The sequence below is a fragment of the Methylocystis sp. IM3 genome (genome assembly GCF_038070105.1).
Taxonomy (GTDB): Bacteria; Pseudomonadota; Alphaproteobacteria; order Rhizobiales; family Beijerinckiaceae; genus Methylocystis.
Window position 1 is genome coordinate 1799529 of the sequence record NZ_JBBPBZ010000002.1, and the last position, 15422, is coordinate 1814950.

Genomic DNA, 15422 nt, shown 5'->3' on the forward strand with positions numbered 1-15422 from the left:
ATGATCAAGCTTGCGACAGACGCCGACGCCGCCTTCGCCTCGTTCTTCGAGGAGATGAAGGGCAAGGGCGCGGCCGCTCTTCGGGAAGCCGCATGGGAAAGCTTTTCCCGCATGGGCTTGCCCAATCGACGCGTCGAGGCCTGGCACTATACCGACCTCAAGGCGGCGCTCGCCAACCCCGCGCCCATTGCGGCGGGCGTCGCGGTTGCGCGCGCCTTCGCGCGGGCGCATGACGCCGTCCGTCTCGTCACGCTCGACGGCGTCTTCCGTCCCGATCTCTCCGATCTCGACGCGCTTCCGGAAGGCGTAAAAGCCCAGGCGCTTGCCGAGGCGCTGGCGCAGGGCGAGCCCGGTCTCATGGCGCTCGTCGCGAGCGCCGACGTACAGGCGGACGACGCCATGCTCGCGCTCAACGCCGCGCTGATGCAGGACGGCGTCATCCTGCGCATTCCCGCCGGCATGGCGCTGGAGCGGCCGATCGAACTGTCGAGCCTCGTCTCGGGCGAGGCGCCGCAGTCGAGCTTCTCCCGCTCGCTCGTCATCCTCGGCGAGGGCGCCAAAGCGACGATCGTCGAGAGCGTCGGCGCGCTTGGCGCCGCGCCCGCGCAAGACAATCAGGCGCTGATCCTGCGCCTCGCGCGGGGCGCCGCCCTCCATCTCGTCAGCCATGTGACGGGGCAGGGCGACGCGCTGGTTCGGGTGATGAGCCTCGTCGCCCATCTCGACGCGGGCGCCGAGCTCGATTCCCACGCGCTGCTCGAAGGCGCGGGCCTGCTACGTCGGCAGATATTCGCGCGGCTCGACGGCGAGAACGCGAAGATCGCCCTCAATGGCGCGACGCTGGCGCGCGGGCGCCAGCATGTCGATACGACCCTCGTCGTCGACCACGCGCGCCCGCACGGCGAGAGCCGGGAGCGTTTCCGCAGCATTCTCGACGACCAGGCGACCGGCGTGTTTCAGGGCAAGATCGTCGTACGGCCACACGCGCAGAAGACGGATGGCGCCATGCAGTCCAAGGCGCTGCTCCTTTCCGACGGCGCCACGATGAACAACAAGCCAGAGCTGGAGATTTTCGCGGACGACGTGCAATGCGGCCATGGCGCGACCTGCGGCCGGCTCGATCATGACCAGCTCTTCTATCTCATGTCGCGCGGCGTGCCGCGTCGCGAGGCGGAGTCCCTGCTGATCGAAGGCTTCGCCAATGAAGCTTTCGCCACGCTCGGGAACGAGGCGCTTCGCACGTTCCTCTCGGAGCGCGTCGCCCACTGGCTGGCCCGGAGATCGTGATGAACGACAGTGCTCCCTTCACGGCCTATGACGTCGAGGCCATCCGGAAAGATTTCCCGATCCTTGCCGAGCGGCCTTACGGCAAGCCTCTCGCCTATCTCGACAACGCGGCCTCGGCGCAGAAGCCGCGCGCGGTGATCGAGCGGCTGACGCATTTCTACGAACACGAATATGCCAACGTCCATCGCGGCCTTCACTATCTCGCCAATGCGGCGACCGAAGGCTACGAGGGCGCGCGCGAGACCGTGCGGCGCTTCCTCAACGCCGAGTCGACGGAAGAGATCATATTCACGCGCGGCGCCACGGAGGCGCTCAATCTCGTCGCGTCGTCCTATGGATTGGCGCATATCGGCGAGGGCGATGAAATCATCCTCTCGCTGATGGAGCATCACTCCAATATCGTCCCCTGGCACTTCCTGCGCGAGCGCAAGGGCGCGGTGCTGAAATGGATCGAGCCTGACGACGACGGAAACATCGACCTCGACGCCTTTGCGCGGATGTTCACCCCGCGCACGAAGATCGTCGCGGTGACGCACATGTCCAATGTGCTGGCGACGCCGACGCCCATCGCCGAGATGGCGCGCATCGCCCATGCTCATGGCGTGCCGATCAGCGTGGACGGTTCGCAGGGCGCGGTACATCTCAACGTGGACGTGCGGGCGCTCGACGTGGATTTCTACGTCCTCACCGGGCACAAGCTCTACGGCCCGACAGGGATCGGCGCGCTTTACGGCAAGCGTAAATGGCTCGAGACTCTGCCGCCCTACGCGGGCGGCGGCGAGATGATCGAGACCGTGACGCGCGAGACCGTGACCTATAACGCGCCCCCACATCGCTTCGAGGCCGGTACGCCGCCGATCGCGCAAGCCGTCGGGCTGGCGGCGGCGCTCGACTATGTGGAGACGATCGGCAAGGGCGCCATCCGCGCTCACGAGGCGCAGCTTACCGCTTATGCGCAGAGCCGCCTTCGCGAGATCGAGGGGCTGCGCATCTTCGGGAACGCTCCCGACAAGGGGCCGATCGTGGCCTTTGAAATGGCGTCGGCCCATGCGCATGACATCGCCACCATCATCGACCGCTCCGGCGTGGCGGTGCGCGCGGGCACGCATTGCGCTATGCCGTTGCTCACCCATTTCGGCGTCACCTCGACATGTCGCGCCTCCTTCGCGCTCTACAACACGCGTGAGGAGATCGACCGGCTTGCAGACGCTTTGCTGAAAGCGCAAAAACTTTTCGCGTGAGGAGGTTCTCTTGCTGATGAGCGAAGCTCTCAACACCAGCGGGACACAAGGCGCGGCGGAGACCAGCGAGACCGCCGAGGCCATGGAAAACGAGCGCCTGACGAATGACGTCGTCAAGGCGCTCAAGACCGTGTACGACCCCGAAATCCCCGCCGACATCTATGAGCTCGGGCTCATCTACCGGATCGACATTTCCGACGAGGGAGTCGTCGAAATCGACATGACCCTGACCGCGCCGGGCTGTCCCGTCGCGGGCGAAATGCCCATATGGGTGAAGAACGCGGTCAGCGCAGTGCCCGGCGTCAGCGATGTGAAGGTCAATATGGTCTTCAGCCCGCCATGGGATCAAAGCCGCATGTCGGACGAGGCGCGCGTCGCGCTCGACATGTGGTGAGAGGAGGGCGCCATGCAGCGCGTTCCGCAGGCAAGGCCGAAGGTGCTGGAAACTTCGCTTTATGTGGAGGATTTGGCTAGGGCGGGCCGCTTCTACGGCGATGCGCTCGGCCTCGCGCCCATGGCGCAGGACAGCCGCATGTGGGCCCTGGATTGCGGGCCGGCGAGCGTGTTGCTCCTCTTCAGGCGCGGCGGCGCGCTGGAGGCCGTCGAGCTCCCCGGCGGACGCATTCCGCCGCATGATGGATCGGGTCCGGCGCATCTCGCCTTCTCGGTCGCGGCCGAGGATCTGCCGGCCTGGGAGGCGCGGCTCGCGGAATGCGGCGTCGACATAGAGGCGCGCATGACATGGCGGCGCGGAGGCGAGAGCCTCTATTTCCGCGACCCCGACGGCCATCTCGTCGAATTGGCGACGCCGGGGCTCTGGGCGAATTATTGAGGCAAGGAAAGAAGCTCAAATGGCGCTACCCAAGCTGGATGTCATGACCATCAGCCCCGCCGCGGCCGAGCGCGTGCGGGGTCTTTTGGCGAAAGCCGCCGCCGGCAGAGGCCTGCGGGTCTCCGTGGAGAAGGGCGGCTGCGCCGGCATGTCCTACAAGATGGAGATCGGCGAGCCGCAAAGGGGCGACGAGGTCATCGACTTCGACGGCGGCCGGGTGATCGTCGACGCCAAGGCGGTTCTGTATCTGCTGGGCTCGCGCATGGACGTGAAGACGACGGCCTTTTCCTCGACCTTCGTTTTCGAAAATCCGAACCAGACATCGGCCTGCGGCTGCGGGGAAAGCGTCGAACTGAAAGCGGCCGATCCTGCGGCGATGGGCGTCGCGTAGCCCGTAAGCGCGGCGTTAACTCTGACGCCGCGTTGTTTACCCTCAGGGCATCTGAATAGCATTTTCTTCAATATCGAACGGCAAAGCTTCCGGCAGGGTTCATGTGCGGAGCCGCCGATGCCGTTTCCCAAGTCGCCTTCCTTCGCGTCGAGCATTGCGCTCTTCGCCGCTCTCGCCGCCTCTGCCGCGCCAGGTCACGCCCGCGAGGCTCGGGCGAGAAGCGAGACGATCCTGGAGGACTCGGCGCCAGCCGACGCCGGCGGGTCAGACAACGTCATCTATGTGATGCCGCCGATGAAGCCCCTGACCGGAGCCGCCGCGCCATCCAAAAAGCCGGGCCTGGCGAACAAGGGCGCCCAGCCCTCGGAATCTCCAGCACCGAAGCCAGCGGAGCAGAAGCCGGCTTCGTCTGAAGCCGCTACGGGGGCGGCGCCGTCGAAGGGTGGCGGCGCGACCACAGTCGAGGGGGAAGCGCAGGCCAATTCGTCCGCGCCTGCCGACCTGCCCACCATCGCGATCGACGCCCCCGTGGCGACCGAGCAATGGCGTGCGCCCGCGCGCGCCTTCGACAGGGATCCAATCGGACTCCAGTCTGGCCCGGCGCCCTCGCTCCTTCCTCTGCTCGACCCCGCTGCGCCGGCGCAGGAGACGGCGGCGGCCGAGTCAGCCGCCACGCCGGAGACGCGTATTTCCGCGCTTCTTGCCGAAGGTCTTGTCGGCCCGGTCGAGGTGCGGCTCGCCGATCGCGCGTCGATGTGGCTGCCGGCCGGGCGGGTTTTCATCCCGCTCGAAGCCGCCCGGGCGCTCGCGGGCGAAGTTGGCCTCCAATGGCGCGAGGGGACGCAGGGCTTTGTCGCGCCAGCCGGGGCCGCGCCAGACTGGCTGATCCCCGTCGAGCTTCTCGATGACGGCCATATCGACGCCGAAGACGCCAGGTCCCTGGACCCCGATAAGCTGCTTTCCCGCTTCAGGGGCAGTCTGCCCATCGTGAACGCGCGCCGGGCGGGCGCAGGACAGCCTCCGGTGGCGCTCGAGGGCTGGTTTGCCCCGCCCGCCCTCGACGCCGCCGGAAGACGCCTCTCAGCCTGCGTCATGGTCGCGACCGTGGATACGAGCGCGCCAGATCGCTTCTTGAATTGCGAGGCCTGGATCGTCGGACGCGAGGGCGCCATCAGGATCGGATTGGTCGGGGCCGTGGAGAAGGCGGATCAGCTCAAAAACGAGATCGGGGCGCTGGCTGGCAAGATCGTGTTCGATCACGGCAAGACCTATGAGGATTTCGACCCGGCGGCCGACAAGGTCGCGCCATATCGCGCGGCCGATCTGGTCGTGCGTGACGTCAGCGCGAAGCCAATCGCCGCACGAGCGTCGTCGGCGCGCGAGGCCGCCGGGGAGTCGCTCATCGACCGTCTGTCGGGGCTGGCCTATCCGGCGTTTTTTGGCCTGGCGGCCGTCTTCGCCTATCTCAGGCTAAAGCCGCGCGGCGCCAACGACGGGCCGTCCGGACCCGGTCCAAAGCGCGAGTCCAACGAAACTGTGAGGCCTTCGTTTTTCGCGCGCCTGGCGCCCACTCTCCAGGCGCGTCTGGGGCGCGGGGCGCGAACGCAGCCCGCCGCCCGCCCGTCCGGATCGACTCAGGATCAGCCGGCGCTCGCGACTCTCGCCGCGAAATTCTCACGGCTACGGCCGTTCGCGCCGGCCGGGAACGCGCAGAAGGATGCTCTTGCGCCTCCCGCCAATGACGCGGAGGAACCTGTGTCGGCGCTTCGGAAATTCGCCGCCCGGATGCGTGGCGCTCAAGAACCGCCGCCTCCCGCCGTCGACCCTGCGCGGGTCTTGCGTCGGCGCCGCACGGGCGGAGCCGCCCCGGCATTCGCCGAAGACCTCGACGCCAGCCCTCAGTTCTTCACTGAAGCCGACGCCTTGCAGACCGGCGCTCCCGAATCGGAAATGCGTTTGTCTCTCTCCGGCAGGGAGGATGTCGCGCCCGCGCTCGACCGCGACGATTTTGCGCTGATCGAGCCCGGAGACGCGGCCGCCTCCGCCGCGATCAATGCGGCGCGCGCGCGGCGGACGGATGGCTGATCTCGGATCAGTCCCGACGCGGCGCCCCGGCCGCGCTCAAAAAGCCGGCCGATTTTCAACGTGGCGCCTGCCAGTCAAGGCCCCGCTGGCAGGCGGTTTTTGATAACTCATTGCTTTGATTTGTTGTTCTTTCTTCGTCCAAACTGGCGCCGCCCGGAAGAATCGCCTATAGGATCAAAAGGCTGAAATTCACCCGGATTGGCGCGCCCTTGGCCGACGACGACACGAAAAAAGACGGTTCCGACAAACCCGGCTCAGACATCAGGCCCGTTTCGATCGCCGATGAGATGAAGCGCAGCTATCTCGATTACGCGATGAGCGTGATCGTGAGCCGCGCGCTGCCGGACGTGCGCGACGGCCTGAAGCCCGTGCATCGGCGCATCCTGTTTTCGATGCATGAAAACGGCATCACGCCGGACAAGCCCTATGTGAAGTCCGCGCGCGTCGTCGGCGACGTCATGGGTAAATATCACCCCCACGGCGACGCGGCGATCTATGACGCGCTGGTGCGCATGGCGCAGCCTTTCTCGATGCGGCTCATGCTCATCGACGGACAGGGCAACTTCGGCTCAGTGGACAACGACCCGCCGGCGGCGATGCGTTACACCGAGTCGCGGCTCGCCAAGCCTGCGCTTGCGCTGCTCGAGGACATCGACGAAGGCACGGTCGACTTCCAGCCGAACTATGACGGCAAGGAACATGAGCCGACCGTCCTGCCGGCGCGCTTTCCCAATCTCCTCGTCAATGGCGCGGGCGGCATCGCCGTCGGCATGGCGACGAACATTCCGCCGCACAATCTCGGCGAAGTGATCGACGCCGCGATCGCACTGATCGACAGACCGGAGATGACGGTCGCGGAGCTGATGGAGATCGTGCCGGGGCCGGACTTTCCGACCGCGGCGACGATTCTCGGCCGCGGCGGCATCCGAAACGCCTATGCGACAGGTCGCGGTTCCATCATCATGCGCGCCAAGGCGGAGATCGAGACGCTGCGCAAGGAGCGCGAGGCGATCATCTTCACCGAGATTCCCTATCAGGTGAACAAGGCGGCGCTGATCGAGCGCATCGCGGAGCTCGTCAAGGAAAAGAAGATCGAGGGCATCTCCGATCTGCGCGACGAGTCCGACCGCGACGGCATGCGCATCGTCGTGGAGCTGAAGCGCGAGGCGGTGGCCGACGTCGTGCTCAATCAGCTCTGGCGCCACACTGCCCTGCAATCGAGCTTCGCGGTCAACATGATTGCGCTCAACGGCGGTCGCCCCGAGCTGCTGACGCTCTCTGACGTTCTGCGCGCCTTCATCGACTTCCGTGAAACGGTCGTCACACGGCGCACCAAGTTCCGGCTCGCCAAGGCGCGCGACAATGCGCATCTCCAGGTCGGCCTCGCCATTGCGGTGGCCAATATTGACGAGGTGATCCGCCTCATCCGCAATTCGCCCGACGCGGCGGCGGCGCGCGAGGCCCTGATGGCGCGCGACTGGCCGGCGAAGGACATGGCGCCTCTGGTTGAGCTGATCGCCGACCCGCGCCACAAATTGAGCCACGACGGGACGATCCGCCTCTCGGAAGCGCAGGCGCGCGCGATTCTCGATCTGCGCCTCCAGCGCCTCACCGCGCTCGGCCGCGAGGAGATCGCCGAGGCGCTGAACAAGCTTGCCGCGGAAATCGCGGAATATCTCGAAATCCTCGGCTCGCGCGAAAAGCTCTTCGGCATCGTCAAGGACGAGATGCTGGCGGTGAAGGAGGCCTACGCCACGCCGCGTCGCACGCAGATCATCGAAGCGGATGGCGAGGTCGAGGACGAAGACCTCATCGCTCGCGAGGACATGGTCGTGACCGTCTCGCACGCCGGCTACATCAAGCGCGTGCCGCTTTCGACCTATCGGGCGCAGCGGCGCGGCGGCAAGGGCCGCTCGGGGATGCAGACGAAGGAGGAGGATTTCGTTCACCGCCTCTTCGTCGCCAATACGCATACGCCGGTGCTGTTCTTTTCTTCGCTCGGCAAGGCTTATAAGGAAAAGGTCTGGCGCCTGCCGCTGGCGGCGCCGCAGGCGCGCGGCAAGGCGCTCGTCAACATGCTGCCGCTGGAGCAGAACGAGCGCATCACGACGATCATGCCGCTGCCCGAGGATGAATCGAGCTGGTCAAAGCTCGACGTGATCTTCGCGACGACGGGCGGCACGGTGCGGCGCAACAAGCTCTCCGATTTCTGCGAGGTGCGCCGCAACGGCCTCATCGCCATGAAGCTCGACGCGGGCGAGGCGATCGTCGATGTCGCGACGGCGACGGAGCGCGACGACATTCTGCTGACGACGCGCGACGGCCAGTGTATCCGCTTCGCGGTCCCGGAAGTGCGCGTCTTTCAGGGGCGCACCTCGATGGGCGTGCGCGGCGTATCGCTCGGCGCCGGCGACAAGGTGATCTCGCTTTCGATCCTGAAGCACTTCGAGGCGGCCTCGGAGGAGCGGTCGGCCTATCTGAAGAAGGCGAGCGCCCTGCGCCGCCGCATGGGCGAAGACGTGGCGCCCGAGACGGGCGCGGAGGTCGAGGAGGGCGGCGCGTCGGTCGAGCTTTCCGACGAGCGTTTCGCCGCCATGCAGGCGGCCGAGCAGATCATTCTGACCGTCTCCGAGAACGGCTACGGCAAGCGCACGTCTTCCTATGAGTACCGCATCACCGGACGCGGCGGCAAAGGCATCGTCGCCATGGCGGTGAACGCCCGCAACGGCAAGCTGGCGGCGTCGTTCCCGGTGGAGCAGGGCGACGAAATCATGCTCGTCACGGATGGCGGCCAGCTCATTCGCTGCCCGGTCGAGGGAATTCGGATCGCCGGCCGCGGGACTCAAGGAGTCATCGTCTTCAACACGGCCGAGGACGAGCGCGTCGTCTCGGTGGAGCATATCGGCGACGTGGGCGAGGGCGGCGAGGAGGACAGCGCGGCCTGAGATTCTCGCGCTTAAGCCCCGGCGTCGCGCGATCCGTTAGTCCTTCTCCCGTATGGCGTCCTCCACCAACTGTCGCAAGACAGCCGGATCGCGGGGGAAGCCGGTTCTAATCCATCTCGACTGAAGCGACTTCAGCGCCGCGCCGAGTTGGCGGCCGGGGGAGACGCCGCGCGCGAGCAGGTCGGCGCCCTTGATCGGGAAGACGGGGGCGGGGGTCTCATCGAGATAGCGGGCCGCCGCCAGCCATTCGTCATCATCTGGCGCGGCGGCGCTTTCAGCGAAGGCGAGGGCCAGCGCGTCGGCGGCGGCGCGCGATCCGCAAAGGAACAGCATTTCGCGCAGATGCGAGACCGGCGGCGGTCCGTCGCGCCCATGCAGGGGCGTGAGCGCGCGGGCGGCGGCGAGAAGCCGCGCATGTTCGTCATTCGACAGGCGCAGCCGATCGCGCAGGCGGTCGGCGTCCTCGGCGACGAGGACGGAGAAGGCGGCGAGGCGCAGCACAGCGTCGCCCTTCTTGCCCTGAGCGGCCTCGAAGGCCGCGAGGCGCTCGAGCCGCGCGGGATAACCCATGCCGAGCAGCACTTCGATGATCCCGGCCTGCGACATGACCCGCATGATTTCGCCCGCGCGCCGCGCCGGCAGGAGCTTTATAAGCTCGGCGCGGATGCGCTCGCGGGAGAGGCGCGAGAGATTTTCCCGCGCGACGATGGCCTCATGCAGCCCCTCGCGGTCGAAACCGGCTTCGCCATGCGAGGCGTTGAAGCGAAAGAAGCGCAGGACGCGAAGATAATCCTCGCGGATGCGCGTCGCGGCGTCGCCGATGAAGCGGATGCGCCGGTCGGCGATGTCCTTCAGCCCGCCCGTGTAATCGTGCAGGCGGCCGTCCGGCGAGAGCGAGAGGGCGTTCACGGTGAAGTCACGGCGCCGCGCGTCCTGCTCAAAATCGCCGCCGAAGCGCACGACCGCGTAGCGGCCGTCGGTCTCGACATCCTCGCGCAGCGTCGTCACCTCGAAGGGCGCGCCGGCGACGACGATCGTCACCGTGCCATGTTCGATCCCTGTCGGGACGCCCTTGAGCCCCGCCGTCCGCGCGGCGGCGAGCACCTCCTGCGGCAAGGCGGTGGTCGCGAGGTCGATCTCATGCGGCGGCAGGCCAAAGAGCGCGTCGCGCACGGCCCCGCCGACGATGCGGGTCTCGGCCCCGGTGCGCGCCAGCGCCGCGAAGAGCGTCGCGAGGCGCGGGTCGTCGAGAAGGCGCTCGGCGTTCATCGGAACGCGCCCGGCACGAGTCGGCCGTTTTCGACATGCGCCGGAACATAGGCGCCCTGTTCCCGCGACGTGAAGCCGGCCGCCACGACCCCGGCGATGGCGAGCAGCAGCCCGGCGATGACCAGCGCCGAAACGATGCGTCCGTGCCAGAGCTCGGCGACGAAGGGCCAGCGCCGCTGGAGGAGCTGGAACGCCACATAAACGAGGAACGGCGTGAGAAAAAGGAGAGTGGTTTCGAGAAATGCGCGCCACATGGGCGAGGGGGCCTTTCAGGCGAATTATGGTCGATCGACTTATACATTCTTTTTGCGCGCCCCGCTCGCGGGACGGAAGCAATTGATTTTCTTTCGATAGAGCGTTAAACGCGCTCAAGTTGCCGCGCGTTTGACGCCGATGCCGCCGAGCGTCCAAAATCGCGCCCTGGGGATGGTTTCCCTTTCACGAGATGGCGCGTGGCCCGGGTGGATGCAATCGCGGGCGCCGATCCCCATCTCCTCCCTGCAACCGTGGCAGATGGACTGTTCCGCGCTCATGAATTCGATCCACATCGCGCCCCTCGATACGGCCGCCGCCGAATCAGCCGAACGCGCCCTCGACCATATCGGGCGCGCCCGCGCCGCCATCGGCGCCGTCATCTTCGGCCAGGACGAGGTCGTTGAGCAGGCGCTCGTCACCATTCTCGCCGGCGGCCATGGCCTGCTCGTCGGCGTGCCCGGCCTCGCCAAGACCAAACTCGTCGAGACGCTCGGCAAGGTGCTCGGCCTCGCGGAGCAGCGCGTCCAGTTCACGCCGGACCTTTTGCCCGCCGACATCATCGGCTCGGAAGTGCTGGAGGAGGGGGCGGACCGCTCGCGCTCCTTCCGCTTCATCAAGGGGCCGATTTTCGCGCAGCTCCTGATGGCGGACGAGATCAACCGCGCATCTCCGCGCACGCAATCGGCGCTGCTCCAGGCGATGCAGGAGCATCACGTCAGCGTCGCGGGCAAGCGTTACGACCTGCCGAGCCCCTTCCATGTGCTGGCGACCCAGAATCCGCTCGAGCAGGAGGGCACCTATCCGCTGCCCGAGGCGCAGCTCGACCGCTTCCTGCTGCAAATCGACGTGCATTACCCGGACCGCGAGAGCGAGCGCCGCGTGCTGCTCGCGACGACCGGCGAGACGGCCGCAGAACCCATCCAGGCGCTCGACGCCGAGGAGCTGATCGCCACGCAGCGGCTCGTGCGGCGGATGCCGGTCGGCGACAAGGTGGTGGACGCCATCCTCGATCTGGTGCGCGCGGCGCGGCCGGGCGACGGTGATCCGACGATCGCGCCGCATGTCGCCTGGGGGCCGGGGCCGCGCGCCGCGCAGGCGCTGATGCTCGCCACCCGCGCCCGCGCGCTGGTCACGGGCCGCCTCGCGCCCTCGCTCGACGATGTGGCGGCGCTCGCCGCGCCCGTCCTGCGCCACCGAATGGCGCTGAATTTCGCCGCCCGCCGCGAAACGAGCGTGCCTGAGCTGATCGAGAAGCTTGTCGCGCGGATCGGGTGATGGGCCTCTCGGGATTTCACGTCGAATCTTCGGGCGGCCATCTCTCCCCCTCGCAGGGCCACCCTCCCCGCAAAAGGGAGGAATTTGGCCGCCGTGACGGCTTTTGCCGGGAAGGGGAAGCATGATCCGCCCGGTCGAAACCCGCGCCTATGATCCCGCGCGCCGCGCGCCGGTCGAGGGCTCGGTCGCCGCCGATCTCGCGGCGAGCCTGCCGCGCATCGTCAACCGGGCGCATGAGATTGCGGCCAGCGTCGCTTATGGCGTGCATGGCCGCAAGCGCGCCGGTTTGGGCGAGACCTTCTGGCAATATCGGCCTTTTACCAGTGGCGAGGCCGCGCATCGCATCGACTGGCGGCGTTCTGCGCGGGGCGACCAGCTCTATGTTCGCGAGCGTGAGTGGGAGGCCGCGCACGACTATTTCCTCTGGATGGATTGCTCGCCCTCCATGGCTTTCGCCTCGTCGCTGGCGCAGGACGACAAGCTCGCCCGCGGCGTCACGCTCGGCCTCGCGCTTTCCGACGTGCTGGTGCGCGGCGGCGAGCGCGTCGCCGCTTTGGGGCTCACGGCGCCAATTTCGGCCCGCGACGTCATCGACCGGCTGGCCCGCGCGCTCTACGAGCACGCCGAAACGACGGCGCGTGACGATATTCCGCCCGACGCGCCGCTGCGTCCGAGGGCGCGCGTCGTCCTGATCTCCGATTTTCTCTGCGATCTCGAGGCGCTTTCCGCGCGGCTCCACCGCTTCGCCGATGCGGGCGCCACGGGCGCGCTGCTCATGGTGATCGACCCTTGTGAGGAAAGCTTTCCCTTCACGGGCGAGACCATGTTTCTCGACACGGACGGCGGTCCCGCCTTTCGCGCGGGCGACGCCGGCAGCCTGCGCAAGGCCTACGCCCGCCGGTTCGAGGCGCATCGCGAGGCGGTGCGGGCGGCGGCGCGTGAAGTCGGCTTCCTGTTTCTCCAGCATCACACCGACCGGCCGGCGGCCGAAGCCGCGCTGACCCTCGCCATGGGCCTGCATGGCGTCGAGGAGGAGAATTGATGGGTTTCTCCTTCGCCGCGCCGCTCGCGCTGATCGGCCTCGCGAGCCTGCCGCTGATTTACTGGCTGCTGCGCGTGACGCCGCCGCGCCCGCGCGAGATCGTGTTTCCGCCGACCAAAATCCTGCGCGAGCTGCGGCCCGACGAGGAGACGCCCGCGCGCACGCCATGGTGGCTGCTGCTCCTGCGTCTGGCACTGGCTGCGGCGTTCGTCCTCGCCATGGCCGGCCCGGTCTGGAGCCCGGCGGGAACCGCCGTCGCCTCCCGAGAGGCGACCCTCGTCGCGCTCGATGACGGCTGGGCCTCGGCGCCCTCGTGGGAGCGGCGCGTCGCAGCCGCGGCGGCGATCGTCGAGGGCGCGGCGCGGGCAGGGGCGCCCATCGCCATCATGGCGGTTTCCGAGACCGCGGCGCCCGCGCAGGGCGACGGCGCCCGCGCGCTGGAGAAGCTGCGCTCTTTGCGCCCGAAACCCTATCTTCCCGACCGGCGCGCGACGGCGGACGCCGTCGCGAGCTTCGCAAAAGCCAATCCCAGGGGACGAGTCGTCTGGCTGGCCGACGCCCTGGCGCAGGGCGAGACGGCGGCTTTCGCGACGGTTCTGAAGGACGCCGCAAAGCTTGGCGCGCGCGTCGAGGTCCTGGTCGACGACCATGCGCCGCTCGCGCTGGCCGCGCCCGCCAATGACGCCGCGACGCTCTCCGTCGAGGTGCTGCGCGCCGATTCCGCCCGCCCCGGCGCGGCGACCGTCGCCGCTTATGACTCGAAGGGCCAGATCATCGGAGAGGCCCGCGCCAGTTTCGGCGCGTCGATGCGGGCGCGGGCGCAGTTCGATCTGCCGGTGGAGCTGCGCAACGATGTGAGCGTCTTGCGCGTCACGGGCGAGAACTCCGCCGGCGCGGTCGCGCTGCTGGACGCGCGCGCGAAGGTGCGGCGCGTGGCGCTCGTCGGCGGCGCGGGGCTCGATCAGGCGCAGCCCTTGCTTTCACCGGTCTATTATCTCGACAAGGCGCTCGCGCCTTTTGCGCAATTGCGCGAGACGCGGCCCGGCGCGGTCGATCCGATCCTGACGCTTCTCGCCGAGCGGCCCAATGCGGTGGCGCTGGCCGATGTGAGCCTCGCGCCGGGCGATGCCTATGACGCGCTCGCCCGCTTCGTGGAGGAGGGCGGGACGCTTCTGCGCTTCGCCGGTCCGCGCCTCGCCAACGCCGCCGACGATCTGCTCCCCGTGCATCTGCGGCGCAACGGCCGCGTGCTCGGCGGCGCCATGTCCTGGGAGACGCCCAAGGCGCTTGCGGAGTTCGAGGCGGCGAGCCCCTTCTACGGCCTGTCCGCCTCCAAGGACGTGAGCGTGCAGCGGCAGGTGCTGGCCGAGCCGGAGCCGGGCCTCGTGCAAAAGACATGGGCGCGCCTCTCGGACGGCACGCCGCTCGTGACCGCCGAGCGGCGCGGCAAGGGGCTGGTCGTCCTCTTCCACGTCAACGCCGATACGAGTTGGTCCAACCTGCCGATTTCGGGCCTCTTCGTGGACATGCTGAAACGCATTCTCGCCATGGCGGGCGAATCCGCGCCGCTGCCCGAGGCGGCGGAGACGGCCGCCGCCGGGGACGCGCGCGTTTTCGCACCGCTCGAGGCGCTCGACGGCTTCGGGGCGCTCGGCGCGCCCGGCCCCGAAGCGCAGCCGATCCCCGCGCATTTCGAGGGCCGCGCGAGCGCCCAGCATCCGCCGGGCCTCTATGGCGCGGGCGACGCCTTCGTCGCCCTGCAAACATTGCAGCCTGCGGACGAACTGAGCCGCTTCGACTTCGAGGCGGCAGGGCTCGCTCCGGCGGGATTGGCCGCCGGTGCGCCCGTCGATTTTCGCGGGCCGCTTCTCGCGGCGGCCGTGCTCGCCTTCGTGGCCGACGCCCTCATCGTGCTGGCGCTTTCGGGAAAGCTCCGCCTGCGGCCGCTCGCGGCGACGGCGGGCGCGCTTCTCATCTTTTCCGCCGTGGCGAATCCCCCCGATGCGCGCGCGGCGGCGGCCCTGACGCAGCGCGACAGGGAGGCGGCGCTGACGACGAAGCTCGCCTATGTCGTGTCCGGCGATCCCAAGGTGGACGAAGTCTCGCGGCTCGGGCTGGAGGCGCTGTCCAGGGCGCTCTCGCTGCGCACCTCCTTCTCGCCCGGCGATCCGGTGGGGATCGATCCCGCCAAGGACGAACTCGCCTTCTATCCCATGCTCTACTGGCCCGTCCTCGCCAACGCGCCGCAGCCCGCGGCCAAGACGGCGGCGCGCGTCGCCGCCTACATGAAGGAGGGCGGCACCATCGTCTTCGACACGCGCGACGCGCTGAGCCAGCGGCCGGGCGGCGCGCCCACGCCGGAAATGCAGTGGCTGCGCGACTTCTCGAAGGGGCTCGACATTCCCGAGCTGGAAGTCGTGCCGCGCGACCACGTCATCACCAAGACCTTCTATCTGCTCGACGGATTCGTGGGCCGGTACACGAGCGGCGAAACATGGGTCGAGGCGCTTCCGCCCGAGTCGAAGGACGACGCCGCGCGGCCGGTCCGCGCGACCGACAGCGTTTCGGCCATCGTCATAACCTCGAACGATCTCGCCGCCGCCTGGGCGATGGATAAGCGCGGCCAGCCGCTGTTTCCGCTGACGCCCGGCGGCGCCCGCCAGCGGGAGCTGGCGCTGCGCGGCGGCGTCAACCTCGTCATGTACACGCTGACGGGGAATTATAAATCCGATCAGGTGCATGTGCGTGATTTGCTGGAGAGGCTCGGGCAGTGACGATCGCGGGTCTCAGGCCATACGTC

The 15422-nt window shown here is 68.1% G+C and carries 12 protein-coding genes; 10 read left to right on the forward strand and 2 right to left on the reverse strand.

The genetic code is table 11. The annotated features are described in order from the left end of the window. The 7 genes from sufD (at position 1) to gyrA (ending at position 8781) form a co-directional block, all read left to right on the forward strand. Positions 1-1287 (forward strand): Fe-S cluster assembly protein SufD, encoded by a 1287-nt coding sequence (gene sufD, locus WOC76_RS10615; protein WP_341106988.1) that lies wholly within the window; start codon positions 1-3, stop codon positions 1285-1287. After that, complete coding sequence (locus tag WOC76_RS10620) at positions 1287-2528, forward strand: cysteine desulfurase (protein WP_341106987.1); 1242 nt, start codon at positions 1287-1289, stop codon at positions 2526-2528. Before sufD ends, WOC76_RS10620 begins: the two co-directional genes overlap by 1 nt. Before the next feature lie 82 nt (positions 2529-2610). Next, on the forward strand, positions 2611-2922 hold the full coding sequence (locus WOC76_RS10625; RefSeq protein ID WP_341108798.1) for an SUF system Fe-S cluster assembly protein: 312 nt from the start codon (positions 2611-2613) through the stop codon (positions 2920-2922). Between the two features lie 12 nt (positions 2923-2934). Next, complete coding sequence (locus tag WOC76_RS10630; protein WP_341106986.1) at positions 2935-3360, forward strand: VOC family protein; 426 nt, start codon at positions 2935-2937, stop codon at positions 3358-3360. 19 nt (positions 3361-3379) lie between these two features. Beyond that, complete coding sequence (locus WOC76_RS10635; RefSeq protein WP_341106985.1) at positions 3380-3751, forward strand: HesB/IscA family protein; 372 nt, start codon at positions 3380-3382, stop codon at positions 3749-3751. Positions 3752-3868: 117 nt separating this feature from the next. Continuing rightward, the gene (locus tag WOC76_RS10640; RefSeq protein WP_341106983.1) at positions 3869-5836 is read left to right on the forward strand and encodes a DUF2167 domain-containing protein; all 1968 of its coding nucleotides are present in this window, start codon (positions 3869-3871) and stop codon (positions 5834-5836) included. 209 nt (positions 5837-6045) lie between these two features. Next, on the forward strand, positions 6046-8781 hold the full coding sequence (gene gyrA, locus WOC76_RS10645; RefSeq protein WP_341106982.1) for a DNA gyrase subunit A: 2736 nt from the start codon (positions 6046-6048) through the stop codon (positions 8779-8781). A gap of 36 nt (positions 8782-8817) precedes the next feature. Here gyrA and WOC76_RS10650 read toward each other — a convergent pair whose 3' ends face one another. Both WOC76_RS10650 and WOC76_RS10655 read right to left on the reverse strand, forming a co-directional pair. Continuing rightward, positions 8818-10050: a CCA tRNA nucleotidyltransferase gene (locus WOC76_RS10650; RefSeq protein WP_341106981.1), complete on the reverse strand. Its 1233-nt coding sequence runs from the start codon at positions 10048-10050 to the stop codon at positions 8818-8820. Next, positions 10047-10304: a DUF6111 family protein gene (locus WOC76_RS10655; RefSeq protein ID WP_341106980.1), complete on the reverse strand. Its 258-nt coding sequence runs from the start codon at positions 10302-10304 to the stop codon at positions 10047-10049. Before WOC76_RS10655 ends, WOC76_RS10650 begins: the two co-directional genes overlap by 4 nt. Positions 10305-10581: 277 nt before the next feature. Here WOC76_RS10655 and WOC76_RS10660 point away from each other — a divergent pair, with 277 nt between their 5' ends. From WOC76_RS10660 to WOC76_RS10670, 3 genes are all read left to right on the forward strand, one after another. Beyond that, positions 10582-11580, forward strand: a complete 999-nt coding sequence (locus tag WOC76_RS10660; protein ID WP_341108797.1) for an AAA family ATPase — start codon at positions 10582-10584, stop codon at positions 11578-11580. 121 nt (positions 11581-11701) lie between these two features. Continuing rightward, complete coding sequence (locus WOC76_RS10665) at positions 11702-12622, forward strand: DUF58 domain-containing protein (protein WP_341106979.1); 921 nt, start codon at positions 11702-11704, stop codon at positions 12620-12622. Continuing rightward, complete coding sequence (locus WOC76_RS10670; protein WP_341106978.1) at positions 12622-15396, forward strand: DUF4159 domain-containing protein; 2775 nt, start codon at positions 12622-12624, stop codon at positions 15394-15396. Before WOC76_RS10665 ends, WOC76_RS10670 begins: the two co-directional genes overlap by 1 nt. The last annotated feature ends 26 nt before the right edge of the window (positions 15397-15422 follow it).